We start from the raw sequence: 26,437 nt of genomic DNA on the forward strand, positions 1-26,437 counted from the left end.
AAGTGTAAAGACCTTTTTAATACCCGGGCAGTCAGGAGTTCAGATGAAGTCGAGTTTTAAGGTCGCCGTTTTTGAGGGCGACGGTATCGGGCCGGAAATCACGCGGCCGACCGTTGAAATCCTTGCGGCGCTGGCAGCCAGGAGCGGCTACCGGCTGAGCTTTGATGCGGTGCCGGCGGGGGCTGCGCACTATGCGAAAACGGGGGAATCCCTGCCATCTGCTTCGCTTGATGCGGCGCGCGCGGCCGACGCGATTTTGTTGTCTGCGATGGGTCTGCCTTCTGTTCGTTATCCGGATGGCACCGAAATTTCGCCTCAAATCGATCTGCGCAAAGAGCTGACCCTGTTTGCCGGCGTGCGCCCGGTTCGGATTTTTCCGGGGCAGCGTACACCGCTGAACCTGCCGTCCGGCAAAGAAGTTGATTTCGTTCTGATCCGCGAAAGTACCGAAGGGCTGTTTCATACGCAGGGATGTGGAGAAGTCAGCGAGAACGAAGCGCGCGAAACGCTTCTGATCACCCGGGACATCTCGGAAAAGCTCTTTATGTTTGCCTTTGGACTTGCCCGTGAACGCCGCGCCGCGGGGCGTGGTCCGGGACGGGTCACCTGTGTGGACAAAGCCAACGTGTTCCGCGCCTTTGCCTATTTCCGTGCGCTTTTTGATGCAGAGGCTGAAAAACACCCGGATCTGCAGGCGGACCACGCCTATGTGGATGCCACGGCGCTCTGGTTTGTGCTGAAACCTTGGGATTTTGATGTTCTCGTGACGGAAAACATGTTCGGCGACATTCTGTCGGATCTCGGAGCGGGCCTTATGGGCGGGCTGGGGGTCGCGCCGTCGGCGGATATCGGACTCAAGCATGCGGTTTTTCAGCCATGCCACGGTTCTGCTCCGGATATTGCAGGGCAGGGGATTGCGAACCCGATGGCCATGATCCTTTCGGCTGCTATGATGCTGGAATGGCTGGGCGTCCGCTCCGAGGCGCCTGCGCTGCGCGAAGACGGCCGTGTTTTGCGCGAGGCGGTCGAGCGGGTAATCTCAGGAGGGCAGGTGTTGACAGCAGACTTTGGCGGACAGGCCACAACAGAACAGGCAGCGGCTGCTGTGGCCGCTGAACTTGGCCTGTGAACGCTTCCGGCCCGATCCGCGTTGCCTGCCTCGGGGCGGGTTATTTCAGCCAGTTTCACTATGATGCCTGGAGCCGGATTGAAGGGGTGGAAGTCGTCGCATCCGCCGACCTGAACATTGCCGCCGCACAAGCGACGGGGCTGCCAGCATTCGGCAGCCTGGCCGAACTGCTTGCCGCGAAAACTCCGGATGTCCTGGACATCATTCTTCCTCCGCCGGGGCATGCGCCCTCTGTGCGGATGGCAATCGCTGCAGGTGTCGGCACGATCATCTGCCAGAAACCGTTTTGCCGCGACCTTGAGGAAGCCCGAACCATTGCCGCCGAAGCGGATGCCGCCGGTGTAACCCTCGTGGTGCATGAGAACTTCCGTTTCATGCCCTGGTATCGTTTCATCCGTGAACAGATCGACTCCGGTCGGATCGGCACCCCGATGCAGGCCACCTTCCGGCTGCGCCCGGGCGATGGTCAGGGGCCGGATGCCTATCTGGACCGCCAGCCATATTTCCAGCAGATGCCACACTTTCTGATCCATGAGACAGGTGTGCACTGGATTGATACGTTCCGGTTTCTGTTTGGTAATCCAACCGCAGTCTATGCTGACCTGCGCCAGATCAATCCGGTGATTGCGGGCGAGGACGCTGGTATGGTTCTCTTCGACCATCCGGATGGGGTGCGCACCGTTTTTGACGGAAACCGGCTGGCGGACCATGTTGCTGAAAACCGTCGCCGTACGATGGGCGAGGCGACATTCGAAGGGACCGGAGGCTGCCTCACACTGCTGGGCGACGGAAGTGTTTCCTTCAGGGCTTTCGGGTCCAATGACACAGACATTATTCTCGGGCCGGATCAGTCCACAGGCTTTGGCGGTGACTGCGTACTGCATCTGCAGTCCCATGTAATCGACTCTCTGAGAAACGGCACGGGGCCTGAAAACACTGCAGCAGACTACCTTACGGTTATCGCTGTGCGGGATGCCATCTACGCTTCTGCAGAAAACGGGCGTAAGGTTATGCTATGATTTTCGGGCCGCCAAATGATTTCAGGGAAAAGTCCAACAGCTACCGCGCTGTGGGGGAGCTGAGGCGGCTAATTTTTGCAGGCGAACTGTCCCCGGGTTCCGATCATCTGGAAACAGAACTGGCGGAGCGCCTGGGGATGTCACGCACGCCGGTGCGTGAAGCCGCACTGATGCTTGAAGCGCAGGGCCTGGTCGAGGTCAGGCCCAGGCGCGGCATCCGGATCCTGCCTGTCTCGCCGGAAGACATGCAGGAGATCTATGACATACTGACCGAACTTGAAGCGCTCGCAGCATCCCGCGCAGCCTCAATCCCGCCCGCGGAACGGGACCTGGAACCTCTGGAGCGCAGCATAGCGGACATGGAAGCCGCATTGCAGTCAGAAGACCGGCAGGCCTGGGCTGACGCAGATGAACGTTTCCATACCGAACTTGTGCGGCTGGGCGGCAACCGCCGTATTGAGGCGATCACCGCGATGATGGCGGATCAGGTGCGGCGGGCCCGCGCCATGACTCTTTACATGCGCCCTGCACCGGTGAAATCGCACGAGGACCACCGGGGTGTCCTGGAAGCGATCCGGGCTGGCGACGCAGAAACTGCCCGCGCCATTCACCACGCGCACCGGACAGATGCGGGTAAAATGCTGATCGCACTGCTGCGTCAGCACCGCTTTCACCAGCTTTGACAGGACCAGCGGACCATTGTGTGGCCGGGCGAACCTGCTATGACCCTTGCCCATGAGTTCTGAAACTGCACTGCGCGAACTGATCTGCACTCTGGCAGCCTCGATGTTCAACAGAGGGCTGACGGGCGGCAGCACCGGAAACATCTCGGTCCGAACGTCTGATGGCGGTCTGCTGGTTTCGCCCACGGGCATGAGTTTCGGCAGGCTTGATCCGGCCCGGCTGAGCCGGTTCGACGCCTCTGGCCGGCTGATCGACGGGGACCCGCCGACCAAGGAAATGCCCCTGCATTCCGCATTCTACGAGACGCGCAGTACTGCCGGGGCCGTGGTGCATCTGCATGCGTGCCACTCGGTGGCCTGGTCGATGATGCCGGATGCCGATGAGGACAACTTTCTGCCACCGCTGACACCCTACGCAATCATGAAGCTGGGCCGGGTAAAGCTGCTGCCTTTCTTCATGCCGGGGGATCCGGCCATGGGCGACGCCGTGCGTGGTCTGGCCGGAAAACGCTCTGCCGTGATGCTCGCCAACCATGGGCCGGTTGTGGCGGGAAAGGACGTGGAGGCCGCCTGCAACGCCATCGAAGAACTGGAAGACACGGCGCGGCTTGCCATGATGATGCGGGGGATTGATGCCAGAATGCTGACGCAGGAGCAGGTCAGCGGGCTGGTCAGCCGCTTTGATGTGGAGTGGGACGATTGACAGCATTCTCAGCCAATCTTGGATTTCTCTGGGCGGATCTGCCGCTCGCTGATGCCATCCGTGCAGCCCATGCCGCCGGATTTGACGCTGTGGAGTGCCACTGGCCATATGAGCACGATGCCCGTGGCGTGCGCGACGCGCTGGACGAAACCGGTTTGCCGATGCTGGGGCTCAATACTGTGCGCGGGGATACCGCCGCCGGCGAAAACGGCCTGTCGGCCCTGCCCGGCCGCGAGGCCGAGGCACGTGCCGCCATTGATCAGGCCGTGGAATACGCGCAGCAAATCGGCGCCGGCGCGGTACATGTGATGGCAGGCTTTGCCTCCGGTCCCGCCGCAGATGCCGTTTTCGTGGAAAACCTGGAATACGCCTGCGGCCGCGCGGGTGCGCATGGGCTGACAATTCTGATTGAACCACTGAACGGTTACGATGCGCCCGGGTATTTCCTGAGTTCCACAGATCAGGCCTCAGATATCATCGCGCGTGTTGGTGCAGGCAACCTGAAACTGATGTTTGACTGCTACCATGTGCAGCTGAACGAAGGGGACCTGACGAACAGACTGACGCGGCTGATGCCTGTGATTGGTCACATCCAGTTCGCATCGGTGCCGGACAGGGGCACGCCCGATCACGGTGAGATCAGCTATGCCCATATCTTTGAGCATCTTGCGGCACTGGGTTACGCGCGTCCGCTGGGGGCGGAATACAAACCGAAACAGCCAACCCAGGAGACACTCGACTGGATGCGCCTGTTCTGACCTTTTCAGATACGGATGAGACGCCCGCGGTTGCGCAATGCTCGTAACGCGCTGAGCGCCGTCAGTGCCGAAGTTTTCGGGTTTGATGCGAGTGGTTTCCCGGTCGTGCTGTAGTCCACTGCAACGGCTGGTCCCTCTGCCTGAATGCGGTGCGTGTTCGCTGTTGCACCCGGATCTGCAATCAGCGTCACCCGGGTGCGGTCAAACCCGACCGCAGCCAGTGCAACGGTCGCTACCACATTGGCATTTTTCTGAAACAGATGGGCCGCTTCCCGGGCGGAGCCCGTGAAAAACGCTTCTGGTTTTTCGAGGGTCGCAAGATCGCACATGTCCTCGGCCGGCGTTCCCTGCCAGGCCTGTGGTGCTTTGCGTCCGGAATATTCCACACTGTCGATACCGCCCTGCGCTGCCCCAAGTGCATCAATCCCGCCGATGGCACCGGGCAGGACCGACGCCTGCGCATGTCCCGCGCGTGCGGCTGTCTGCAGCTGGTCCAGCGTAGCGGGGTCCGCCAGAGCGCCTGCGGAAAGTATGCCCACATCAATGCCCCGGTGAAGGACACGCGGCGCGACATCATGTACGGCTGCGTGCCCTGCACATTCCAGGACAAAATCTATATCGCCGGGTAACTCTTCGGGACTTGCCGCAACGCACACACCAGGGCCAAGCAACGCCCGGGTTTCAGCGACCCTTGCGGGCCGGACCAGAACAGCCGCCAGCGTCACATCCGGGTCTTCCTGCAGCCTGTTGCTGACTTCGGCGCCAATGGCACCATACCCAATAATCGCGACCTGTCTTTTTTGCCGGGGATCTGACTGCCTGCTCATCGGTAAAGCCTTATGCCTGAAACTGCGATGTCGGCCTGAAACTCACGCCCGATTGCAAGGATGCCGACGCGCCGCAACCGTGAAGGGTCAAAGGTGATATCTGTTCTGTGAGGTTCAAAATCTGAAAACGGCACCCGGATACTGGACCAGTCAGGGTCAGCCCGGAACGATGCGCGATAGGAATGCCAGGGCTTGCGCAGCTGATCGGTTCTGAGCCGGATGTCATAGGTTTCTGAATTGCCCTGCACGTCAATCTCAATGCCCTGCCAGGCGGAGGCGTCAAAGGGTCCGGAGCCTGTTTCCGTGTCAAAAGCGATCTGGATGAACCCGCCGTTGTTTTCGGTTGAAACCTTGCCTGTCAGCCGGATGGCAGGACGTCCGTCCACTGTGGTTTCCTCGGCACGTCCGGCAGAAACCCCGCCCATGACACTGTCCGCGACATATTCCCATGAGGGGGTAAATTCCAAAGCCGGGTCTCCTGCTGCCGGGGCGCTCAGGCCGCACAATACCAAGGCCATGATGTGTTTCTGCATGGCCGCGGTCATTTTTGTGTCAGCTGAACTGTCATTCCCTGTTTCAACCTGGCGCACATAGTGTTGCGGGCAAGGCATTCCGGGGCGAAATCATGCCGCTCTGTGCCCCCGGCTCCAGACTCCGCGGATGCGTGGCGTGGGGCCGCTGTCGCTGACCCGCACGAGATCACCGCGCAGCCCGGCCTCTATTTGTCCCCGGTCTGTCAGGCCCGCGGCCTTTGCGGGGTTGTCGGTAACACACCGGACAGCACGGGGAAGATCCTGCCAGATGTCCGCCAGATGGAAGGCCGACAAAAGCAGGGCGGAGGGAATGTAGTCCGAAGAAACGATGTCCAGCAGACCGGCCCCGGCAAGTTCCCGGGCCGAGACGTTGCCGGAATGTGACGCGCCGCGGATGATATTGGGCGCTCCCATCATCACCGCAATGCCGGCCTCCGCACAGGCCTGTGCGGCCTCCTGGGTTGTCGGGAACTCCGCAAAATTTACACCATTGGCGGCCGATTGTCTGACCTGATCCGCTGTCGTATCATCGTGACTGGCCAGAACAGCGCCATAGCGCCGCGCCTCAGCCACTGCACCTGCTTCGTGTTTAGCGCCGTAAACCGTCTGCAGTTCGCGCAGATGTACGACATGGCGCGTGAATTCCGCATCCGTCAGTCCGCGTTTTTTGGCCACATAGGCTTTCATGACATCCAGATCGCTGAACTGCCGCTGACCGGGCGTATGATCCATCAGGCTGACAATGCCGATGCGGTCTTCCGGGCCGAACTCCGCCATTTCCTGCAGCAGGGTTTCAGAACAGATCTCTGCCCTCAGATGCAGGTAATGGCTGATCCTCAGGTGACCGGCCTGCCGGGCTGCCAGGATTTCACCGGCCATCTGGCGTGCATAGGCACCGTAGCGTGTCGTGCTGTTGTGTATAGAGCCAACCCGCAAAGCATCGAACACAGTTGTGATGCCGGTCGACGCGAGTTCAGCATCATGCGCAAAAAGCGCAGGCATGTGGGGCCAGTCCACTCCGGGTCTGGGCTCAATATGCCGTTCCAGATTGTCTGTGTGCAGTTCCACGAGGCCCGGCAGCACGTAATCGCCCCCACAGTCTACGGCTCCGGGCGGTACCGTGGTGCCTTCCCGGATGTCACAGATCTGCCCGTTCTGCAGGTGCACGCTGCCGGTCAGCAGGCTGTCGTTCAGAACAAGCCGTGCGTTGGCGAGACAGAGCGCGTCACTTTCCTCATTATTCGGAGTGTTTGCTGAAAGATCAGGTGAATTCATGGTGTCCGGCTTTCAGTTTTGCGTGTCTTTGGATGGGTGTGCGGCGGGTGGTGGTGATTTTTCATGCAACGGCACCTCTCTGGTCGAGCGCCACAAGTGCTGCGCTTACGGTTTCTTTGAGCGGGCCGTCGTTCGGGATGGTTACGGCGTTCGCATTGTCGGGCAATGGCCCCGGGTTCCGCGCAAGCCGGTGCGCAATTTCAGCGGCGGTTTCACGGCCTCGGGTGCCCAGCCGGTGGGCAAGGGTTTCCGGTCTTGCGGTGATGTTCAGAACCAGCAAAGCGGGAAACAGAGCAGCGGCATCCGTCAGAACCCCGCGTGACAGGTTCGCGATGCAATGGCGTCCGGCCTGAACGTCTGATGCAACCTGTGCGGGGATGCCGTACCGAAGGCCATGGGCATTCCAGTGCAGACAAAACCCACCCTGCGCGACTATACCGTCAAATTCCGCGGAACTGACGGCGTGAAAATTCTCGCCAGGTGCATTGGCTGGCCGCGTGATGGTGCGCGTGACCACCTGCAGGTCGGGCCGTGCCGCAGCGATACCCGCAATGACGCTGTCTTTGCCCACGCCGGACGGGCCGACAACTGCGATCAGATATCCCTCATTCATTGCGAGCCCCCAAGCGTAAATTCGGTGACATCGATGGCGCGGGTAGAGACACGGTTGCGCGCGGTTTTGTCATAGAAAATGCCGATGATGGCAGCGCTACGCTCCATTGCGTCCTCTATGAGGCTCAGAACGATGTCCCGGTTTACAGGGTCAAGACTGGCCGTCGGTTTGTCGAGAAGCATCGCGGGATATGCCCGGACAAAACCCCGCGCAATGTTGACCCTTTTTTGTTCGCCGCCCGAAAACGTAGTGGGGGACAGATCCATCAGGGCTGTTGGTATATTCAGGCGTTCCAGAAGTTTTGTAGCCCTGTCGCGTACTTCGGCGGGGTCAATGCCTGTCATCAAAAGGGGTACCGCGACCACATCATGGGCCGCAACGCGCGGAACAACCCGCAGAAACTGGCTGAAACAGCCAAGAACCTTGCGCCGCGTCCGGAAAATGTCCCGCGGCTGTGCGGCGGTTATGTCAGTGTCCCCGACAATGATCTGACCTGACCCGGCTATGCAGTTTCCGTAAATCATGCGCATCAGCGTCGATTTGCCGGTGCCCGACTCTCCGGTCAGGGCGACACACTCGCCGGGTGAAACGCGCAGCGAAACGCCCTTGAGAACGGGAATTTCCGCCGCTCCCTGGGTGTGCAGAACAAGTGTCTTTGAAACGTTTTGCAGTTCGATCATGGCCCGCCTCACACCTGCAGTACAGAGCTGACCAGCAGCTGGCTATAGGGGTGCTGCGGATCATCCGGAAAGCGATCCGTGAGCCCGTTTTCGACAACCCGTCCGGACTTCATGACCATCAGCCTGTCCGCCAGCAGGCGCACAACAGCAAGGTCGTGGGTCACGATAACGGCCGACAGCCCCATGTCCCGCACCAGCCCGCGCAACAGATCCAGCAAAAGGGCCTGCACACTGACATCCAGCCCGCCGGTGGGTTCGTCCATAAACACCAGTCTGGGACCAGATACGAGGTTCCGGGCGATCTGCAGCCTTTGCTGCATGCCGCCGGAAAGGGTGCCGGGGCGCTCGTCAATACGGTCCTGATCAATTTCAACGCGTACCAGCCACTCCTTTGCCTCAGTACGGATGTCGCCATAGCGCCGGGCACCCACGGCCTTCAGGTGCTCGCCCACATTGCCACCGGCTGTGACACCCATGCGCAGGCCATCCTGCGCGTGCTGGTGCACGAACGCCCAGTCCGTGCGCGCGAGCATCCCGCGTTCCGGTTCTGACATGGCGACTGTATCGCGCGGTCCGTCGGCGCGCGTGTCAAAGATCACTGATCCTGTGTCCGCCACCAAATGCCCGGCCTGGCAATTCAGCAGTGTGGATTTGCCGGACCCGGATTCCCCCACGATGCCAATAACCTCGCCGGGGTAGAGGTCAAACGACACACCAGCGCAGCCAATGTGCCGGTCGTAACTCTTTCCGACATCGCGTGCTGAAAGCTGCGCCGTCTCTGTCATGGCGTGGTCCCGCCCGTTCCGCTTTCTGCCTTCGTGCGTGTGCAGAAATCTGTGTCAGAGCAGACAAGCATCCGGTTGCCGGCATCGTCCGTGATGACTTCGTCCAGACAGCTTTGGACGGCGCCGCAGAGACGGCAGGCCTGGTCAGCTCCGGAGGGATCAAACGGATGATCCTCAAAATCGAGACTGACGACACTTGTCCGTGGCGGCAGCGCACAGATGCGCTGTTCCCGCCCGGTCACAAACAGCTGGATCGCGGCCATATCCCCGAGTTTGGGGTTGTCGAATTTTGGTATGGGCGAAGGGTCCATGACATACCGGCCCTCCACACGGACCGGATAGGCACAGGACGCGGCGATGTGTCCGTGACGGCTGATGTAGTCGTAGAGCTTGACATGCATCAGACCGTATTCCTCCGGGCTGTGCATCCTGCGGGTTTCCTGCTCTCGTGGTTCCAGAAAACGCAGGGGCTCCGGGATCGGGACCTGATAGACCAATATCTGACTTTCCTTCAGCAGTGTCTCAGGGATGCGGTGTCGGGTCTGAATGACCGTCGCCTTTTCTGTGTGTGTTGTGGTCCGCACACCAGCGGTCCGTTCGAAAAATCTGTGGATGGAGGCCGCGTTTGTCGTGTCAACAAAACACTGATCGATCACTTTCAGACAGTCATCCGGCGTCATCACGGCAACCGACACGTGCACGCCGCCTGTTCCCCAGCCATAGGGCATGGGCATCTCGCGGCTGGCAAAGGGCACCTGATAGCCGGGAATCGCAAGGCCCTTGAGGATGGCGCGGCGGATCATGCGTTTGGTCTGCTCATCCAGGCAGGCGAAGTTGTAGGCGTGATCGGTCTGCATCAGCGCATCCACAAGTGCCGCCTCTGCGCAGGCTTTGCGCCGCCCCCTGATCCATGCATGTCCGACCCCGCCGGACGTCAGGCGCAGCGTGCAGCGTGTGACAGTCATTGCGCCAAGTTTGAAAAGTGTTCCCGTGCCCACGGCGCGGCCACGCACCATGACACTGTCAATCTCCGGCTCGCGCAACCAGTCAAAGTCACGGCGCATATCATGCGTATCAAGAAGGCCGGAAATCGGACCTGCCTGTGCGCGGGCCAGCAGGCCTATCAACGCCTTGCGGTCAGTATCCTGATCCGGAAAGTCTTTCATCTCGACAACTTTGCTTCATTCTATACAACTAGACATATCATACTATGAATCCGCTGAACGCGAAGCAATGATTTCCGGAGGAGCGGCCAACATGACCAACAAACGCCGCAAGACACCTGTCTGGCTGGCCATTGCAGGGCAGATCCGGGGCGACATTGCCGAAGGGCGGTACCGGCCTGGAGACAGAATGCCGACCGAAGCCGCGCTGTCGGCAAGGTTCGGGGTCAACAGGCATACGGTCCGCCACGCGCTGGCGCATCTGACAGAAGAGGGGCTGGTGCGTACACGGCGCGGCGCGGGCACTTTTGTGGCAGATACGCCGACGGATTACCCGATCGGTGGCCGCGTGCGGTTTCACAAAAATCTGCTGGCGGCGGGGCGATCGCCGGAAAAACGTATACTGCAGATCGAGACGCGTGCTGCAGCGGCCGGCGAGGCGCGGGCGCTCGGTCTGGAGGCGGGCGAACCGGTCTGCTCCTATCACGGTCTGTCTTTCGCCGACGGGCAGCCCATAGCCCTTTTCGAGAGCATCTTTCCGGAAACCAGACTGCCTGGCATTGCACAGGCACTGCAGCATACACGCGGGGTAACCCAGGCGCTGGATCTTTTGGGCGTGACTGATTACGCGCGCATTTCAACCCGGCTCACCGCTGTGCTGGCAGATGCCACCCAGGCACTGCACCTGCATCTGCGCGAGGGCGATCCGCTCCTGCGGTCAACCGGGGTCAACGCGACAGATGACGGGCAGCCTGTCGAATTTGGCCGGACTGTTTTCGCCGGGGACCGGGTAACGCTGATTATTGGTTAGGGCTCTAAAGACAGCTGACTTGCAACCGGGGGCGGCCCGCATGCCGGTTTCGGGATCAGGGCGAAACCGGCTCCCGCAGCCCAAGGATACTGCGGGCCTGCTGCCATGTGGCGACCGGCCGTTCGTGCTGTTCGCAGATGTCGGTGACAAGGCGTACCAGGGCCGCGTTCGACGGGGCAAGCCTGTTCCGGTCGAGGCGGACGTTGTCTTCGAGGCCCGTGCGGGCATGGCCACCGGCACCAACTGACCATTCATTGAGAACCCGCTGGTTTGCGCCAATCCCGGCGGCACACCAGGGGGCATCCGGACCGAACAGCCGCCGGACGGTTCTGACATAGAATTCAAAAACCTCCCGGTCTGCGGGCATCGCGTTCCTGACGCCCATGACAAACTGTACGTAAGGCGCCTCGGTCAGCTGACCGGCCTCATGCATCTGCGCAGCCTTCAGGATATGCGACAGGTCGAAGGCTTCGATTTCGGGCCGGACCCCGTGGGCGGCCATCTGACCGGCAAGCCAATCCACCAGTTCAGGCGGGTTTTCATAGACCCTCGTGGGGAAGTTATTTGATCCCACAGAAAGGGACGCCATATCGGGCGCAAGCGGCAGCATGCCACCGCGCGACCGGCCCGCTCCGGAGCGCCCGCCCGTTGAGAACTGGATGATCATGCCCGGGCAGTGTTTTTCGATGCCTTCCTTCAGGGCTGCAAATTTGTCGGGATCGCTGCTGGGGCTCTGATCTTCATTGCGGACATGCGCGTGGACAATGCTCGCACCGGCCTCGAACGCTTCATGTGTGCTCTCAATCTGCTCGCTCACAGTGATCGGGACGGCAGGATTGTTTTCCTTGCGTGGCAGCGACCCTGTGATCGCCACGCAGATCATGCAGGGCGTACTCATTTGGCGGGTGCCAGAACAAAGTCGTGCACGACTTCGTAGTAGGGACGATCAAATCCGGCCCGGGCGATCTGTTCCGGATCTGAAATCAGGTCGAATTTTGCCAGCAGGCTTTCCTTTACGCCGAAAACGGCGTCCGAATGGATATAAGGATCGTCGGGATCAAAGATATGCGTGATCAGGGTCTCGAACCCCGGTGCTTCGAGGATGTAGTGCAGATGTGCCGGACGGTAAGGATGGCGACCGAGTTTCTGCAGCATCTGACCCACCGGACCATCGTCAGGAATGGGATAAAATTTCGGCTTCACGCCTTTGAAGTGGTAGGTTCCGTCAGGGCCTGTCCGGAAAACGCCCCGCAGATTGAAATCCGGCTGCAGACCCTTTTGCTGGACATCGTAGAAGCCCTCGTCGTTCGCCTGCCAGACATCGATTTTGGCGCCATCCAGTGGCTGCCCGTCTGTGCCCATAATGCGCCCGCGCACGAGCATTGGTTCCCCTTTCTGGTCCAGACATATGTCGGCGCCCATCGGCAGTTCGGGCGCGTCCGGGACATGGAAGGGACCCAGGACCGTCGACTCTGAGGCGCCGGAGGGTTTGCGGTTATTGATTGCATCCACCAGCATCGAAACGCCGAGACTGTCCGACAGCAGGATGAATTCCTGCCGCCAGTCGTTGCAGGTATGCCCGACACTGGTCAGGAATTTGATTGCCTCAAACCATTCTTCCTGGGTGGGCTCGATTTCCTTTACCGCAGCATGCATGTGCTTTGTGATGACGGCCATAACCTCAGCAAAGCGTTTGTCGCTGGCATCCGCGTTGCGGCTGATCACGACGTCAGCGGAGTTCTCTTCGGTAAAATAACCCGGCTTTTCGGTGCTCATGGCGTGCCTCCTATCTGGCGAGTACGGCTGACAGGACGCGCGTCAGCTCGGCTGTGGGGTCCTCGGGCAGGCCGTCATGGCGCCAGCAGACGTGCTGATCCGGCCGCGTCAGGATACATCCCGCGTCTCCGACTTCGCGCGCCCGTGCCCAGTCTCCGGTATGGTCCACATATTCTTGCCGTGGCCCGATAATATGCGTGTGCAGTGTTATGCCCATCTCTGCTGCCGCCGTTTTCGCAGCCTCTGCCCAGGGCGCTCCACCCAGACCGGTAAAGAGCGTAAATGCACCACCCCCCGCAAGGTCCAGCGTCGAATGGCGGCCGCCTTTCTGGTTAAAGAGCCAGGCATGCGGGATCCGCGCGCCGGGCCAGGTCGTGGGCTGGTAATGCAGGTCGGCATCCTGGCGGAAGTCCGGTTCAACCTGCCCGTCGGTGACTGTAGCCTCCGAGCTGTAACGCTGGTTCATTTCGACGCCATGTGCGTCAAACTCATACTTTTTGAAGGCGATCGCCTCGCGGATGGCTGCGCGCTGCCGTTCGGCATCCGGCGTCGGGTCACAGCGGCCTTCGAGGTTTTTCTGCATGGTTTCGGGATCATTGCTTTCAGTAAGGCCAAGAGCCTCAAAGATGGGTCCGAATTCGCCGATGGACTGGTTGGCCCGCGTGACGATCTGTTTGGCCACCGGTGCCCGTTCGGTCGAATAAGTGTCCAGCAGGGCGGGGCCCGCCTCGCCGCGCAGAACAGCTGCCAGTTTCCAGGCAAGGTTGAAAGCGTCCTGGATCGAAGTGTTGGACCCCAGTCCGTTCGACGGTGGATGGCGGTGGATCGCATCACCCATGCAGAACACCCGGTCTTTCTGCAGGTGCGTCGCATAGTAATTATTGACCGTCCAGGTGGACCAGCTTGTGATGTCGACCTCAAGATCAGGGTCGCCTACAAGGTCACGCACGACCTTTTCTGCGAAGGCCGTGTCGACCTCCGGTGCGGGCTGGTTGATGTCATAGCCCCAGACGATCAGCCATTCGTTCCAGGGCCTGACCATACGCACCAGCCCCATGCCGATACCGCCCACATCGGCACCCGGCTGCACCACCCAGTAGAGAACGGAGGGGCGATGGGCGACAAAGCGCGAAAGATCCGCTTTAAAGAGAATGTTCATCGAGCCGCCCACGCCCATCTGACCCTCAAATGGCAGGTCAATGTGGTCAGCCACCAGTGAGTTTCCCCCATCAGCACCGACCAGATATTTTGAACGGATGGTGATCTCTTTTCCGGTCAGCCGGTCGAGGCATGTCGTCGTTACACCATCCCCGTTCTGTTCGTGGCGCAGGTATTCCGTGCTCATACGGGCCTGCGTGCCGCGCGCACAAGCCGTCTTGAAAAGGAGCGGTTCCATGAACGTCTGGGGCAGGTCATTCATAAAGGTGGGTGACGACAACAGGTGTTCAGCCTTGGACAACGGGTGCGTGCCCCAGCTTTTCATGCGGCCGATTTCTTCGCCAGCGAGGCTTTCGCAGAAAACATTCTCGCCCATGATCTCCTGCTCGGCGGCAAAGAGATAGGCCTCATTCTCCACCTCGCGCCCCAGATCGCGCAGGACCTCCATCGTGCGCTGGTTGGTGATATGTGCGCGCGGGGTGTTGGCCAGCCAGCGATACCGGTTGATCACCATGTTTTCGATGCCATAGGTCGACAGCAGCGCGGCAGTTGCCGAGCCGGCCGGTCCGGTTCCAATGACCAGCACATCTGTTGTGATATCTGCCATGTTTAATCCTCCGCTTGGGTCAGTTTGCCGCCCGTGAGCCGGCGGCGGATTGGGAAAAGGTCGAGCTCGGTGCGTTCCGAAATCAGGCCCCAGAGGCCGCGCGGTGCGATCAGCATGATCACAATGGCCAGCACACCAAGGCTCATCAGGTACCAGCTGCCAAAATCGGCCAGCAGTGACTGCAGGGCAAAGAACACGAGCACACCGATGATCGGGCCCTCGATGGTGCCGATCCCGCCGATGACGACGATAAAGATCACATAGGCGGTCCAGTCTGTGACGCTGAAGGCAGCGTCCGGGCTGATCCGGGCTTTCTGCATATAGATCAGTCCGCCCGCGAGGCCGGTGCCGAAAGCAGAGGTCAGGAAAACGATCCATTTCATGCGCGCCGCATCAACGCCTACGGATTTTGCGGCTTCTATGTTGTCGCGCACAGCGGCAAGGGCCAGACCGCGCCGGGTGCGCAACAGCCAGTAGATGCCGCCGATGGTTGCCAGTGCCAGCGCGAGCGCCAGCCAGTAGGCCAGAATATCGCGGGCTGCGGCCGACCTGACACCCAGTGTCTCCTCGATCAGCCCGACGAACCACATATCACGCGTTGCGTCGCGTGGCAGCGAGGTGCCGGTGCCGCCGCCGAGCGTTTTCCACTGGGCCATCAGCAGGCGTACGACCTCGGCGATGACCCATGTGCCGATCGCAAAGTAGGCGCCATTCAGGCGGAACGCGAAAAAGCCGGTTGGCACGGCAATTGCCAGTGCAGCGATGCCTGACAGCAGAATGGCAGGCACCGGATCCATGCCCCAGAGAATGACCGCGCCAAAAAGCGCATACGCCCCGGCACCGACAAAGGCCTGCTGGCCAATGCTGACCAGCCCGCCATATCCGGCCAGCAGGTTCCAGAACTGGGCCAGCACAAGCATGGTCAGAATAAAGAACATATCGCGGATGGTGCCGCGCCCGGCAAAGAACGGCAGAGCAACGAGCACCAGCACGAGAAGACCGGCAGCGGCTGTCGTGATGCGCGAAGCGGGTGTCTGAACGGAAACGGAATAGCTCATCAGTCATGTGCCCTTGGAAAAAGACCGCGTGGCCGGATCAGCAGCACGATCAGAAATGCGATGTGGCCTGAGAGAATCTGCCATTCGGGATTGACCGCAGCGCCGACGGTCTGCGCCACGCCAATGATGATCCCGCCCACCAGCGTGCCCCAGAGCGATCCGAGCCCACCGATGATCACGGCCTCAAAGGCATAGATCAGGCGTGCCGGCCCGATGTTCGGGTCAAAGTTTGCCCGCAGGCCGAGGTAGAGTGCTGCGATGGTGACGATGACCAGTGCGATACCTGTGGCCGTGGCGAAAATACTGGCAGGCCGAATACCCATCAGGCTTGCTGTTACGGCATCATCCGATGTGGCCCGGAAAGCGCGCCCGAGGCTGGTGCGGTAAAAGAGCTGGTTCAGGCCGACGATCACCAGTACTGCGGAGGCAAAAGTCAGCAGGGGCATCACACCCAGAGCGACCGGGCCCAGCTGAACAGATGCGGTCGTCAGAGCATCCGTCGGCAGACGCTGGCTGTCCGCAGAGAATGTCTCAAGCAACGCATTCTGCAGCACAACCGACAGTCCGAAAGTGACCAGCAGGGGGGGCAGAATGTCGTCGCCCAGGGTCCGGTTCAGCAGGAATTTCTGCAGCCCCCAGCCCATGCAGAACATCAGCGGCATGGCGATCAGCAGTGCGGCAAAGGGCGGCAGGCCCAGCAGAGTCACCAGAACCAGGATCAGATAGGCGCCCATGACGATCAGATCGCCGTGCGCGAGGTTCACCAGACGCATGATCCCGAAGACGAGGCTCAGACCTGCCGCGAAGAGTGCGTAAAGACCACCCAGCAGGATGCCCTGCAGGATCGTATCAATCCAGATCATTGGTTTGCTCCGAAATAGGCATCGTGGATTGCGTCGCGGCTCAGACTGTCCGGTGTGCCAGAAAGGGTGATGCGCCCTTCCATCATGCAATAGACGCGGTCGGCGACGGCCAGCGCCTGCGATATGTCCTGCTCCACCACAATCAGACTGGCACCTGCGGCTTTAATGGCCGGGATGGCTTTGTAGATGTCGCGGATCACGACTGGTGCGAGTCCAAGACTGATTTCATCGCACAAAAGCACACGCGGGTTGCTCATCAGGGCGCGCCCGATGGCTACCATCTGTTGCTGACCGCCTGACAGGGCGGTGCCCGGCGTGTTCCGGCGCTCTTTCAGTACGGGGAACAGCTCATAGACCGTATCCAGCGTCCAGTGCCCCCTCGTGCGGCGGCCATACGCGCCGATCAGCAGGTTTTCCTCGACCGTGAGGGACGGGAAAAGGCGGCGCCCTTCAGGCACCATGGCCACGCCGCGCGTGACGATTTCATCCGCGGGCAGGGCACCGATGTCCGCGCCATCGAACTGCACCGACGCTGCATCGTTGCGCAGAATGCCGGCAACGGAGCGCATCAGTGTGGTTTTTCCGGCACCATTGGCCCCGATGATGGCAACGGTTTCCGCCTCCCTCAGCTCGATGTCGACGCCGAACAGTGCCTGAAAATCACCGTATCCGGCCGTCAGGCCGGTTGTCCGCAGCAGCCCCATCAGACGTCGATCCCCAGATAGATTTCGCGTACTTCGCGGCTGGCCATGATGTCGTCCGGCTCGCCGATGCCTACAACACGACCGAAATCCAGCACCAGCAGGCGTTCAACCACAGACGTCAGCGCGTGCAGTACGTGTTCAATCCAGATGATGGTCACGCCCTGCGCGTGAATGTCCCGGATCGTCCCGATCAGCGCCTGGCATTCTCCTTCGGTCAGGCCGCCTGCAATCTCATCGAGTAACAGCAGCTTTGGTTTTGTCGCCATCGCACGCGCCAGTTCGAGACGTTTGCGCTCCAGCAAAGACAGTTGTCCGGCGGCCATATTGGCGCGGTGGATCATGCCCGTGCGTTCCAGAACGTCAGCACAATCATCCAGAACTGCTGCTTCGCTCAGATTGCGCCCATGCGTCGCGGCAACCACGAGGTTCTCGTAAACCGTCAGCTTTTCAAAGGGCTGGGGGATCTGAAACGAGCGGCCGATGCCGGTCAGGCAGCGTTCCATCGCTGAGACCCGCGTCACATCCCAGCCGCCGAACCGGATGCTGCCCGCATCGGCGCGCAGGTTGCCGGTGATCAGGTTGAACAGCGTAGACTTTCCCGCACCATTGGGCCCGATGATCCCGAGGGCCTGGCCCTCGGGCACATCGAAGCTGGCATCATCGGTCACCTTCAGCGCCCCGAAGCTCTTGCTGACGTTCTGCAATGACAGGATGGACATGATCTGCTCCCGGCTCTGATGTCAGCTGATGGCCTGCATTGCGCCGCCAACGGGGATGTCCGGATGATCACTGTTGTCGACGATCACGAGGTCATAGCCACCATCACTCCCCAGCCGCCACTGGCCGCCCACCAGCGGTGTTTTGGCGATATTTGCAGCGGCAAAAGGCGGCAGCCCGGCGCCATCGAACGCGAGGCGTCCAACCATCGAATTCAGTTCTGTGGCAGCGATCGCGGCGGCAACTTCATCCGGGTCGCGTGTATCCTCAACGCGGCCCATCACATCAGCGGCCATTTCAAACAGCGCATGTGCAAACCCGATGGGCTGTGTCCACTGTTTTCCGGTTGCAGCGGTGTAACCCGCAGCCAGATCACCGGCAGACTGACCGGTCAGCGTAGAGGTGAACGGGTGCGTCGGGGACCACCAGACTTCGGAGCTGAGATTGTGCCCCTGATCCCCAAGTGCCTCAACGGCCTGCGGAAACAGGATGGCCTTGCCGATGCTTGCAGCCTTGGGTGTGAAGCCCTGCTGTTTGGCCTGGGTCCAGAACGTGGTGAAATCGGGCGGGATCGGGACCCCGGTGATGATATCGCAGTCTGCCTGCTTGAAGGCGTTGATCTGGGCGCTGAAGTCGTCCGTCAGGTTCTGGTACCGACCCGGATCCGTCAGGCCATATCCCTGGGCTGCCAGGGGTTGCGGGAAACCCACATTCGGGTCTCCCCAGGCGTTGCCGTCGCCATCGTTAGGGAAAAGGCCGCCAACCTGTTTGTTGGTGTCCAGCTGGTTCCACATCGCTGTGAAAACGCTGATCACGTCCTCGAGCCCCCAGAAGAAATGAAAGCTGTAGTCAAACGGGCGCCATGAACCGGGGTCGCCGGGATTGCCCTGCTGGCCGATGAACCATGGCTGCCAGGGTGCGACGGTCGAAATGACCGGTATCTGCTCGGCCTCGCAGGTGGTCGCAACCGGGTTCGTGGTCTCCGGCGTTGAGGCCACGAGCATCATGTCGATCTCGTCGTCAATAATCAGTTCTTTTGCGACTTCTGCGGCGCGGTTCGGGTTGGACTGACTGTCTTTGACGACCACTTCGAATTCGGCAGCGGCCTCTGACCCCAAAAAGCCATCAATGATGAACTGATCAGCTTCGGAAAAAGCCGCGAGGGGGCCGGACTGTGGGCTGACATAGCCAAGGCGGATCCGGGCCCCCTGTGCCAGTGCTGGCGCGGCCAGCGGTGCCGCGGCAAGGCTCAGGCTGGTGGCTGCGGTGTTCTTGAGAAGTGTACGGCGTGTGATCATGATGCTGGTCTCCCTGACGTCATCGGCTTTTTATTGGTCTGGTGCGCCGCCGGCCCAGGCTGCCTGCAACAGCGCGCGGATGTCCGAACGGGTCATGGATCGTGGGTTGGGGTAGGGGCGGCGTGTGGCAAGGTCTGCGGCATGGTCCAGATCTGCCTCGCGCAGGCCCAGATCACGCAGCGCAACTGGCGCGTTCATTCCGGCAGCAAAGCGGTGCAATGCTGCCCCGGGCGCCGATCCGCCGAATATTTCGCAGATGGGACGCAGGGCCTCTGCGGCCGCTTCCGCGTTGTAGCTGATCGCGTGGGGCAGGATCACCGCATGGGTGTCTGCGTGCGGCAGGTCGAAAGCGCCGCCAAGCGTGTGGCAGAGCTTGTGATGCAGCGCCATACCGACCTGCCCGAGAACCGTGCCACAGGCCCAGGCCCCGCGCAGCGTTTCCTCGCGGGCGCCGGTGTCCTCCGGCGACTGCAGCACGCGGGGCAGGCCATCAGCAAAGGCGCGCAGCCCATCTGTTGCGAGACTGTCTGTCGCCGCAGTCCTGTCTGTTGCATAAAGCGCTTCAGCCGCGTGGGCCATTGCATTGAGCGCTGACGTCACGGTCATCTTTACGGGCAGGCTGGTGACAAGCTCCGGGTCATAGAGAATGACCTGTGGCAGCACGCGGGCGTCGGTCAGCGTGGTTTTGACCCCGTTTTCGGTCTGTCCCAGAATAGGTGTTGCCTCGCTGCCGGCGTAGGTCGTGGGGATCACAATGTGGGGCAGGTCGGTGCGCAGCGCGATAGCCTTCCCAAGCCCGGTTGTTGAGCCGCCACCAACGGACACGAGGCAATCCGCCCCCGTCTCACGCGTGTGGCTGACGGCCTCTTCAGTGATCTCTACAGGGGTGTGCATGGCCGCACGGCAGAAGACCCCGACAGCCGCCGGTCCCAGCCGTTCCGCGATCTCGAGAGCGCTTTCGCTTTGGTGTGGGGTCGACAGAACCAGCGCCTGCCCGGCACCCAGCCGGGCAACTTCATCGGCGATGTCGTGCCGCAGACCTGCGCCGAAACGGACGCGCCCTTGGGTTTCTGTTGTCCTGTGATCGACTGTCATTCCGGCCCCGTTAACCTTTGTGAAACCGGTGATATCCGCCAGGAATGTGATAGTTGATCGAATTTGGAACAAAGAATATAACGCAATGTTATGAAGATTGATCCAAATCACCTGATAATCCTCGCAGCCATTTCGGATGCGGGGGGGCTGAGCGAAGGCGCGCGGGTGATCGGGAAGTCTCAGCCAAGTCTGTCACGGACAATTGCAATGCTCGAGGCCCGTCTGGGTTCGCGTCTTTTCGAAAAGGGAAAAAAACCACTGCGGCCGACCGAACTCTGCCGGTCCCTGGCAGAGCAGGGCCGTATCATTGCGCAGGCAAGCCTCGCCGCAGAACAGGCGGCAGAACTATACAACGCCGGAAAATCCGGGACAGCGCGTCTCGCGGGGACGCCTATTTTTATGGACGGAGTCATATCCAGCATGATTGCGTCCTTTCAGACGGCCCATCCCGAAGTGTCTGTGCACCAGACTTATGGCTATCTCGATCTTTTGACGGAACAGCTCAATGTCGGGAACGTGGACATTGCGATTTGTCCGGTCAGGCCGGACAGCGTTCCCGAAGGGCTGTCGTTCAAACCGATTCTGCAGGGCCGGAACGTGATTGCCTGCGCGCCCTCACATCCGCTGGCGCGCAAACCTACGCTGACGCTGCAGGACATCGCGCCCTACTCGTGGATTGCACCGCCTGCCGGTAGCCCGCTCTATGAAGATCTGCGGAACGCGCTCAGGAGCATCGGCATCACGGATTTCCGCGTCAGTTTCACGGGTGGTTCGCTGGCCTCCATTATCAGTGTGATGGCAGGGTCCGAGGCCTTGACGGTGCTGCCGTATTCAGTCGTTTTCATGCAGCAGCACACCCGCGCGGTCACCTCGCTGCCGATCCGGATTGACCACCCGGACCGTGAACTGGGCCTGTTGTGGCGCGGCGACCGACAGGCGCGCCCGGCCGTACGCCGCTTTCAGCGTTACATCGAGGACGAATTCTCGGACCTTGCGTTGCAGATCAGCGAAAAAGGACGCAACTCAGTCTGGCGCGCCTGAGCGCCGGCGCTCGCCCGCGTTGTCCGGAGGCTCTTCAGCAGGGGCGGCTCCGACGCCGTTCAGAAGACTGTAAACTTCAGTGTACCAGCTCTCGCGCAGTTTGTCGGCCAGCATGGAAACCTGGCGATAACGCGGGGCGAAAATGGCATATTCGTACCTCAGGTGCTCTTTGATCGGCCGCAGCACGATGCCATCCGCGGCTCCCACAGTCTGGGTGACGTGGGCGACGGTGAGCGGGTCAATAATGGCACAGCACTGACCCGCCTGCACAAACTGCAGGATCGGCAGAAAAGTCTGGCATTCCAGAACCGTGCGCAGGTCAGCGTCCGCGGCCCGGAACAGTTCGCGGATGTCCGATTGCAGAGCATGGCCGGATTGCAGTGATCCCATCGGCTGGCCATGCAGGTCCGCGACTGAAACGGCTGTTTTCGCGGCCAGCGGATGATCTTTCGGCAGTGCCAGAAAGCAGTCAGCCGAAACGATGTCCGTTGTGTAGAGGTTCTCCGGTTCGCGGTCCTGCGGGGCGTCGGCAAACCCGAAATCAATGCTCTGGGCGCGCACAAGTTCCGCGATCTGTGCGGATGTCCGCGCCAGCAGCGTGACCGTGATGTCCGAACTGCTGTCAATTTCGTGCGCGATGAATTTCGGGAACAACCGGGTAACCGGCCCCAGCATTGCGGCAACCTTGAGCGTTCCGGCCTGACCATCCACCAGACTGCGCATGGTCTGACGCACGCGGGTCAGGCGGCTTAGGATCGCATCGGTTTCAGTCAGCAGGTACTGCGCTTCGGGTACAGGTTCCAGCTTGCGGCCTTTGCGTTCAAACAGTTTGAGCCCAAGCTGATCTTCCAGCGTGCGGATGGAGGCGCTGACGGCGGGCTGCGTACGGCCCAGCTTACGGGCAGCATCGGAAAGAGAGGCGGATGTCATAACGGCCTGAAAGGCGGCAATCTGCGAAATATTCATACCAGAACCATAAATGCAATTTATGGAAATAAAAGATATTCAAATTTGTTTTTATTTTCCGTTTCGTTAACGTCACTCGCATGGCTCGACAGAGAAGCCTTTCCAAAGGGAGAAATAAATGACGCTGTTTTCCAAGTTTACAGGTGTTGCACTTGCCGCAACGCTGGCGGCGGGCACTGCATATGCGCAGGATCCCACCTTTTTCCGCATCGGCACCGGCAGTGCGGGCGGCACCTATTTTCCGATCGGTGGCACCATCGCCAACGGTATTTCGGCACCACCCGGATCGCGCCCCTGCGACAAGGGCGGTCAGTGCGGTGTACCGGGGCTGATCGCGATCGCTCAGTCAACCACCGCGTCCGTTTTCAACAATACCGCCGTGCAGAATGGTGAGCTGGAAGCGGGTCTGGCAGCAGCCGACGTCACCCGGTCGATGTATCTGGGCGAAGGCAAGTTTGAGGGCAAGCCAAGCGCGAAGCTGCGGATTGTGGCGAATCTCTATCCCGAAGATCTGCATCTCGTGATGCCAAAGGGCAAATCCATCGACAGCCTCGCTGACCTCGCTGAACAGCGTGTCGGCATTGCTCAGGCGGGCTCCGGCACGCAGGTGGCGGTTGAGCAGATGCTCGCCGAATGGGGCGTGACGCGCGACAACATGGACGAGGCCGAGCTGAACAACAGCCAGTCTGCCGAGCGTCTCGCAGACGGACAGCTCGATGCATATTTTTATGCCGCAGGCTGGCCGGTCTCCGCGATGGTGCAGTTGTCCACGACAAAAGGGATGGAACTGCACAGCTTCTCTGATGAGGATCTGGCAAAGATCAACGATATTATCCCGGCCTACATTCCCTCCAGCATCCCGGCGGGTGTCTACGAAGGTGTAGACTATGAAGTGAAAACACCCGCGGTTTCCGCGCTTCTGGTCGTGTCATCTGATCTCTCGGAAGAGCTGGTCTATGGCATCACCAAAGCACTCTGGAATGACAATACCCGCAAGCTGCTGGACAATGGTCATGCGAAAGGCAAGCAGATCACGCCGGACACGGCACTTGACGGTATCGCAGCGCTGGGTGTGCCGCTCCACGCGGGTGCCGAGAAGTTCTACAAAGAAGCCGGGTTGCTCGAGTAACCCCGCAAACAGGTCAGGCAGCGCTCACAGCCCTGCCTGACCGCCCCATATTCCCCCCCTTTTCCGGAGCCAGAACGTGACTGTTATTCCAGGCGGAACGAATATCTGCGGCGTGTCGATTGGTGTTCTGGCACTCGAAAGCCATTTCCCGAAACCGCCGGGGCACATCAAAAACCCGTCGAGCCTGCCGTTTACCACAAGCTATGAGATCATTGAGGGACTGACAGTTCCGCTTTTGCTGAACAATCCGTCGCCGGAGATGATCGAGCCGCTGATCGCTGCGGCACAACGGCTGGAGAAGAATGGGGTCAGAGCGATCACCGGATCCTGCGGGTTCCTCGCGCTCTTCCAGAAAGAGATTGCCGCTGCCGTGAATGTGCCGGTCTTTGTGTCCTCGCTGGTGCAGGCCGATATGATCCACCGTATGACTGGCCGGCCGGTGGGCGTTCTGACCGCCTCGGCCGATCTGCTCACCGACGACCACCTCCGGGCCGTCGGGGCGGGCGACGTGCCAATCGTCATCGAAGGCATGGATGCAGGCCCCGAGTTTTCAGAAGTCATTCTGCGCAATGACCGCGACGACATGGATCTGGCGAAAATAGAAACAGAGCTTCTTGAGGCCGGCGAACGTCTGCTGGCGCGCGCGCCGCAGACAGGTGCCATCCTTCTGGAATGTACCGATCTGCCCCCCTACGCGCATTCACTTCAGGCCCGGCTGGGCCGTCCGGTCTTCGACATTATCACACTCGCAACAATGGTGGACAGCGCCGTCGGTCGCAGACCGTTTTCCGGCTTTATTCACTGAAAATCCTGAAGGGCATTTCGCATGACCAATCCAGTAACCCCTGAGACCGAAGTCCGCGAACTGACCGAAGCGGAACTCGCCGCGATTGAGGAAAAGTATGACGAAGGTGCAGCGACGCGCTCTGTCTCACCCTGGTTTGGCCGGTTTCTGCGCTATGTAGCGCTGACCTTTGCTGTTTATCACTATCTGACCGCAGGCTTCGCCCTTCCGCCGGACTACTGGCATATGGGCTGGCACCTGTCCGGCCTGTTTATTCTTACCTATTCGTTCTACCCGCTCATCAAGACCAAAACGTCCTTTGACCTCAGAACCGGGGCGATGCGTCTGGGCGGTGTGCCATACTTTGACGTTCTTCTGATGGTGCTGGGCGTCGCATCTGCACTCTATCTCGGCCTTGCCTGGCGCGGGTTGCCGGTCCTCGGGGTCGAGGAAATGACCTTCCGCATGGGGAACCCGAGCCCCTGGGACCTGTTTTTCGGCTGTGTGCTCATTGTCCTGGTTCTGGATATCGCAAGGCGGACGCTGGGCTGGATCCTGCCCCTGATCATCTGTGTCTTTATTTCTTACGCGCTGTTCGGCCCATATTTCCCGGGCCTGCTTCAGCATCCGGGCGTTAAGTTCAACACCTTTGTGTCGTCGATGTATTTCCCTCAGGAAGGTATCTTTGGTGTTACCCTCTGGGTGGTCTCTACGATCGTTTTCCACTTTGTGCTTTTCGGTGTCATCGCCCAGCGCACCGGGCTTGGACAGCTCTTTATCGACAATGCCACCATTCTGGCAGGCCGCTACACGGGCGGCCCGGCCAAGGTGTCCGTGGTTTCGTCAGCCTTCTTCGGGACGATTTCCGGGTCTTCGGTTGCAAATACTGTGTCCACCGGCGCTCTGACTATTCCAAACATGAAGCGCCTGGGATATCCGGGCCACTTCGCAGGCGGTGTTGAGGCTGCAGCCTCTGCCGGTGGTCAGATCACACCGCCCATTATGGGTGCTGCGGCGTTCATCATGGCCGAATTCCTGGAGCTGCCCTACACCACGATTGTGATCGCTGCGATCTTCCCGGCGCTGCTGCATTACGTTGGCGTCTTTGCCGTTGTACACCTGATGGCGCGTAAACTTGGTCTCAAGGGGCTGGCAAAGGAAGCGCTGCCACAGCTTGGTGCCGTCTGGCGTGACGGCTGGGCGAATATCGTGCCTCTGATCGGCCTGCTGGTCGTCCTGTTCTCGGGCTACACGCCCTACATGTCCGCTTTCTGCGGGATCTCACTCGCGATTATTGCTGGTATGAGCCGCATGAAAGAGCCGGTCACACTCGTTTATGCCGCCGCTTTCATTGGCTTTGTCGTCTGGAAATACACTGGCGGAGGATTTGATCTGAGCATGTCGTGCATCCTGATCGCCGGAGCAGTTGTCGCGACGCTCAACCCGCAGAAACGGATCAGTATTCCGGAGATGGGCGATACTTTCGAAACAGGTGTCAAATATGCGCTTGCGGTCGGTGCGGCCTCGGCGGCGGTGGGCATCGTGATCGGGGTGATCAACACCACGGGTGTCGGTTTCCGCATCGGGTTTATGGTGACGCAGGCGGCCTCAAATCTGGGCAGTGACCTCGCGTGGCTCTTTACCTTCGGGGACTGGACGCTCTTCACGGTTGAGGATCTGACCCTCTTCATCAGCCTGGTGTTCATCGCGCTGGCCTGTATTCTGATGGGCGCGGGCGTGCCGACGACTGCACTTTATATCATGCTGGTGTCTGTGGCGCAGCCGGCACTGGCGCAACTGGGTATCCCTCCTATCGCGAGCCATATGTTCGTGCTCTACTATGGTGTGGTGGCCGAAATCACGCCGCCGGTCTGCACGTCTGCTTATGCGGCCGCCGCCATCGCCAATTCCAATCCGTTCCGGACCGGCATCTCTGCCTTTACGCTCGGACTTGGCAAAGTCGTGGCACCCATGGCGTTTGTCTATGCGCCGGTTCTGCTCTTCGTCTCATCGACCGGATTCGATCTGTGGGAATTCACCTACACCGCATCCAGTTGCATTGCCGGTGTTATCGCCCTGTCCTCGGCGGTCGTAGGATACTGGCTGGCACCGATGGGCGCTGTGTATCGCTGGCTTATGGCGATTGCCGGTCTCGTCTTTATTGCCCCGTCGCTTCAGGCCGACCTTGCGGCCCTGATGATAGCAGCCCCCGCGATCCTGTCGCAGATTGTGGCCAGACGCAGCGCGCAGGCCGTCGCCTGA

Annotated in this window: 27 protein-coding genes and 1 pseudogene; 10 read left to right on the forward strand and 18 right to left on the reverse strand. The window is 60.4% G+C overall.

Features of this window, described 5'->3' with window-relative positions; translation table 11 throughout:
• Positions 1-43: 43 nt before the first annotated feature.
• The 5 genes from AB4K19_RS02775 to AB4K19_RS02795 are packed head-to-tail and all read left to right on the forward strand — an operon-like array spanning position 44 to position 4,292.
• Positions 44-1,129 carry an isocitrate/isopropylmalate dehydrogenase family protein gene (locus AB4K19_RS02775; RefSeq protein WP_375230422.1) on the forward strand — a complete coding sequence of 362 codons (1,086 nt, stop codon included), beginning with the start codon at positions 44-46 and terminating at the stop codon, positions 1,127-1,129.
• Positions 1,126-2,148: a Gfo/Idh/MocA family protein gene (locus tag AB4K19_RS02780; protein ID WP_375230423.1), complete on the forward strand. Its 1,023-nt coding sequence runs from the start codon at positions 1,126-1,128 to the stop codon at positions 2,146-2,148. The genes AB4K19_RS02775 and AB4K19_RS02780 overlap by 4 nt, the downstream gene beginning before the upstream one ends.
• The gene (locus AB4K19_RS02785) at positions 2,145-2,831 is read left to right on the forward strand and encodes a GntR family transcriptional regulator (RefSeq protein WP_436398959.1); all 687 of its coding nucleotides are present in this window, start codon (positions 2,145-2,147) and stop codon (positions 2,829-2,831) included. Before AB4K19_RS02780 ends, AB4K19_RS02785 begins: the two co-directional genes overlap by 4 nt.
• A gap of 52 nt (positions 2,832-2,883) precedes the next feature.
• On the forward strand, positions 2,884-3,534 hold the full coding sequence (otnC, locus tag AB4K19_RS02790) for a 3-oxo-tetronate 4-phosphate decarboxylase (protein ID WP_436398961.1): 651 nt from the start codon (positions 2,884-2,886) through the stop codon (positions 3,532-3,534).
• The gene (locus AB4K19_RS02795) at positions 3,531-4,292 is read left to right on the forward strand and encodes a hydroxypyruvate isomerase family protein (RefSeq protein WP_375230425.1); all 762 of its coding nucleotides are present in this window, start codon (positions 3,531-3,533) and stop codon (positions 4,290-4,292) included. The genes otnC and AB4K19_RS02795 overlap by 4 nt, the downstream gene beginning before the upstream one ends.
• Positions 4,293-4,297: 5 nt before the next feature.
• Here the strand turns inward: AB4K19_RS02795 and AB4K19_RS02800 are convergent, their stop codons facing one another.
• The 8 genes and pseudogenes from AB4K19_RS02800 to AB4K19_RS02835 form a co-directional block, all read right to left on the reverse strand.
• The gene (locus AB4K19_RS02800; protein WP_375230426.1) at positions 4,298-5,119 is read right to left on the reverse strand and encodes an aspartate dehydrogenase; all 822 of its coding nucleotides are present in this window, start codon (positions 5,117-5,119) and stop codon (positions 4,298-4,300) included.
• Positions 5,116-5,586, reverse strand: a complete 471-nt coding sequence (locus AB4K19_RS02805; RefSeq protein WP_375230427.1) for a CIA30 family protein — start codon at positions 5,584-5,586, stop codon at positions 5,116-5,118. The genes AB4K19_RS02800 and AB4K19_RS02805 overlap by 4 nt, the downstream gene beginning before the upstream one ends.
• Positions 5,587-5,742: 156 nt before the next feature.
• Complete coding sequence (locus AB4K19_RS02810) at positions 5,743-6,927, reverse strand: alpha-D-ribose 1-methylphosphonate 5-triphosphate diphosphatase (RefSeq protein ID WP_375230428.1); 1,185 nt, start codon at positions 6,925-6,927, stop codon at positions 5,743-5,745.
• Between the two features lie 61 nt (positions 6,928-6,988).
• Positions 6,989-7,540, reverse strand: coding sequence for a phosphonate metabolism protein/1,5-bisphosphokinase (PRPP-forming) PhnN (phnN, locus tag AB4K19_RS02815; protein WP_375230429.1), 552 nt, complete (start codon positions 7,538-7,540; stop codon positions 6,989-6,991).
• Positions 7,537-8,220, reverse strand: a complete 684-nt coding sequence (locus tag AB4K19_RS02820; protein ID WP_375230430.1) for a phosphonate C-P lyase system protein PhnL — start codon at positions 8,218-8,220, stop codon at positions 7,537-7,539. Before AB4K19_RS02820 ends, phnN begins: the two co-directional genes overlap by 4 nt.
• Positions 8,221-8,228: 8 nt before the next feature.
• The gene (phnK, locus tag AB4K19_RS02825; protein WP_375230431.1) at positions 8,229-9,005 is read right to left on the reverse strand and encodes a phosphonate C-P lyase system protein PhnK; all 777 of its coding nucleotides are present in this window, start codon (positions 9,003-9,005) and stop codon (positions 8,229-8,231) included.
• On the reverse strand, positions 9,002-9,862 hold the full coding sequence (locus AB4K19_RS02830; RefSeq protein ID WP_375230957.1) for an alpha-D-ribose 1-methylphosphonate 5-phosphate C-P-lyase PhnJ: 861 nt from the start codon (positions 9,860-9,862) through the stop codon (positions 9,002-9,004). The genes phnK and AB4K19_RS02830 overlap by 4 nt, the downstream gene beginning before the upstream one ends.
• A 42-nt stretch (positions 9,863-9,904) precedes the next feature.
• A pseudogene (locus AB4K19_RS02835) lies at positions 9,905-10,171 on the reverse strand (phosphonate C-P lyase system protein PhnG); the annotation flags it as partial.
• Between the two features lie 91 nt (positions 10,172-10,262).
• Here AB4K19_RS02835 and phnF point away from each other — a divergent pair.
• A complete protein-coding gene (gene phnF, locus AB4K19_RS02840; protein WP_375230432.1) occupies positions 10,263-10,979 on the forward strand; it encodes a phosphonate metabolism transcriptional regulator PhnF in 717 nt (238 codons plus the stop codon).
• A gap of 55 nt (positions 10,980-11,034) precedes the next feature.
• Here the strand turns inward: phnF and AB4K19_RS02845 are convergent, their stop codons facing one another.
• From AB4K19_RS02845 to AB4K19_RS02885, 9 genes are read right to left on the reverse strand one after another with little or no spacing between them, the layout of a single operon-like run.
• On the reverse strand, positions 11,035-11,877 hold the full coding sequence (locus AB4K19_RS02845; RefSeq protein ID WP_375230433.1) for a 3-keto-5-aminohexanoate cleavage protein: 843 nt from the start codon (positions 11,875-11,877) through the stop codon (positions 11,035-11,037).
• The gene (locus AB4K19_RS02850) at positions 11,874-12,755 is read right to left on the reverse strand and encodes an intradiol ring-cleavage dioxygenase (protein WP_375230434.1); all 882 of its coding nucleotides are present in this window, start codon (positions 12,753-12,755) and stop codon (positions 11,874-11,876) included. The genes AB4K19_RS02845 and AB4K19_RS02850 overlap by 4 nt, the downstream gene beginning before the upstream one ends.
• 10 nt (positions 12,756-12,765) lie before the next feature.
• Complete coding sequence (locus AB4K19_RS02855) at positions 12,766-14,520, reverse strand: FAD-dependent oxidoreductase (RefSeq protein WP_375230435.1); 1,755 nt, start codon at positions 14,518-14,520, stop codon at positions 12,766-12,768.
• 2 nt (positions 14,521-14,522) lie between these two features.
• Positions 14,523-15,578, reverse strand: a complete 1,056-nt coding sequence (locus tag AB4K19_RS02860; protein ID WP_375230436.1) for a branched-chain amino acid ABC transporter permease — start codon at positions 15,576-15,578, stop codon at positions 14,523-14,525.
• Positions 15,578-16,441 carry a branched-chain amino acid ABC transporter permease gene (locus AB4K19_RS02865; protein ID WP_375230437.1) on the reverse strand — a complete coding sequence of 288 codons (864 nt, stop codon included), beginning with the start codon at positions 16,439-16,441 and terminating at the stop codon, positions 15,578-15,580. The genes AB4K19_RS02860 and AB4K19_RS02865 overlap by 1 nt, the downstream gene beginning before the upstream one ends.
• Complete coding sequence (locus tag AB4K19_RS02870) at positions 16,438-17,145, reverse strand: ABC transporter ATP-binding protein (RefSeq protein WP_436398967.1); 708 nt, start codon at positions 17,143-17,145, stop codon at positions 16,438-16,440. Before AB4K19_RS02870 ends, AB4K19_RS02865 begins: the two co-directional genes overlap by 4 nt.
• Positions 17,145-17,864, reverse strand: a complete 720-nt coding sequence (locus AB4K19_RS02875; RefSeq protein WP_375230439.1) for an ABC transporter ATP-binding protein — start codon at positions 17,862-17,864, stop codon at positions 17,145-17,147. The genes AB4K19_RS02870 and AB4K19_RS02875 overlap by 1 nt, the downstream gene beginning before the upstream one ends.
• Positions 17,865-17,885: 21 nt before the next feature.
• Entirely contained in the window at positions 17,886-19,160 is a 1,275-nt protein-coding gene (locus tag AB4K19_RS02880; RefSeq protein WP_375230440.1) for an ABC transporter substrate-binding protein, read from the reverse strand.
• 30 nt (positions 19,161-19,190) lie between these two features.
• Positions 19,191-20,255, reverse strand: a complete 1,065-nt coding sequence (locus AB4K19_RS02885; protein WP_436398970.1) for a maleylacetate reductase — start codon at positions 20,253-20,255, stop codon at positions 19,191-19,193.
• Positions 20,256-20,345: 90 nt separating this feature from the next.
• Between AB4K19_RS02885 and AB4K19_RS02890 the strand changes: the two genes are divergently transcribed.
• On the forward strand, positions 20,346-21,296 hold the full coding sequence (locus AB4K19_RS02890; RefSeq protein ID WP_436398971.1) for a LysR family transcriptional regulator: 951 nt from the start codon (positions 20,346-20,348) through the stop codon (positions 21,294-21,296).
• On the opposite strand, the gene AB4K19_RS02895 is transcribed toward AB4K19_RS02890, so the two are convergent.
• A complete protein-coding gene (locus tag AB4K19_RS02895; protein WP_375230444.1) occupies positions 21,279-22,262 on the reverse strand; it encodes a LysR family transcriptional regulator in 984 nt (327 codons plus the stop codon). The genes AB4K19_RS02890 and AB4K19_RS02895 overlap by 18 nt on opposite strands.
• 118 nt (positions 22,263-22,380) lie before the next feature.
• Between AB4K19_RS02895 and AB4K19_RS02900 the strand changes: the two genes are divergently transcribed.
• The 3 genes from AB4K19_RS02900 to AB4K19_RS02910 all read left to right on the forward strand — a co-directional run bounded on the left by AB4K19_RS02900 (position 22,381) and on the right by AB4K19_RS02910 (position 26,437).
• A complete protein-coding gene (locus AB4K19_RS02900) occupies positions 22,381-23,391 on the forward strand; it encodes a TAXI family TRAP transporter solute-binding subunit (protein ID WP_436398973.1) in 1,011 nt (336 codons plus the stop codon).
• A 76-nt stretch (positions 23,392-23,467) separates the two neighbouring features.
• The gene (locus tag AB4K19_RS02905; RefSeq protein WP_375230445.1) at positions 23,468-24,196 is read left to right on the forward strand and encodes an aspartate/glutamate racemase family protein; all 729 of its coding nucleotides are present in this window, start codon (positions 23,468-23,470) and stop codon (positions 24,194-24,196) included.
• A 21-nt stretch (positions 24,197-24,217) separates the two neighbouring features.
• Entirely contained in the window at positions 24,218-26,437 is a 2,220-nt protein-coding gene (locus AB4K19_RS02910) for a TRAP transporter permease (protein WP_436398975.1), read from the forward strand.

Source organism: Roseobacter phycocola, from assembly GCF_042055075.2.
Taxonomy (GTDB): domain Bacteria; phylum Pseudomonadota; class Alphaproteobacteria; order Rhodobacterales; family Rhodobacteraceae; genus Roseobacter.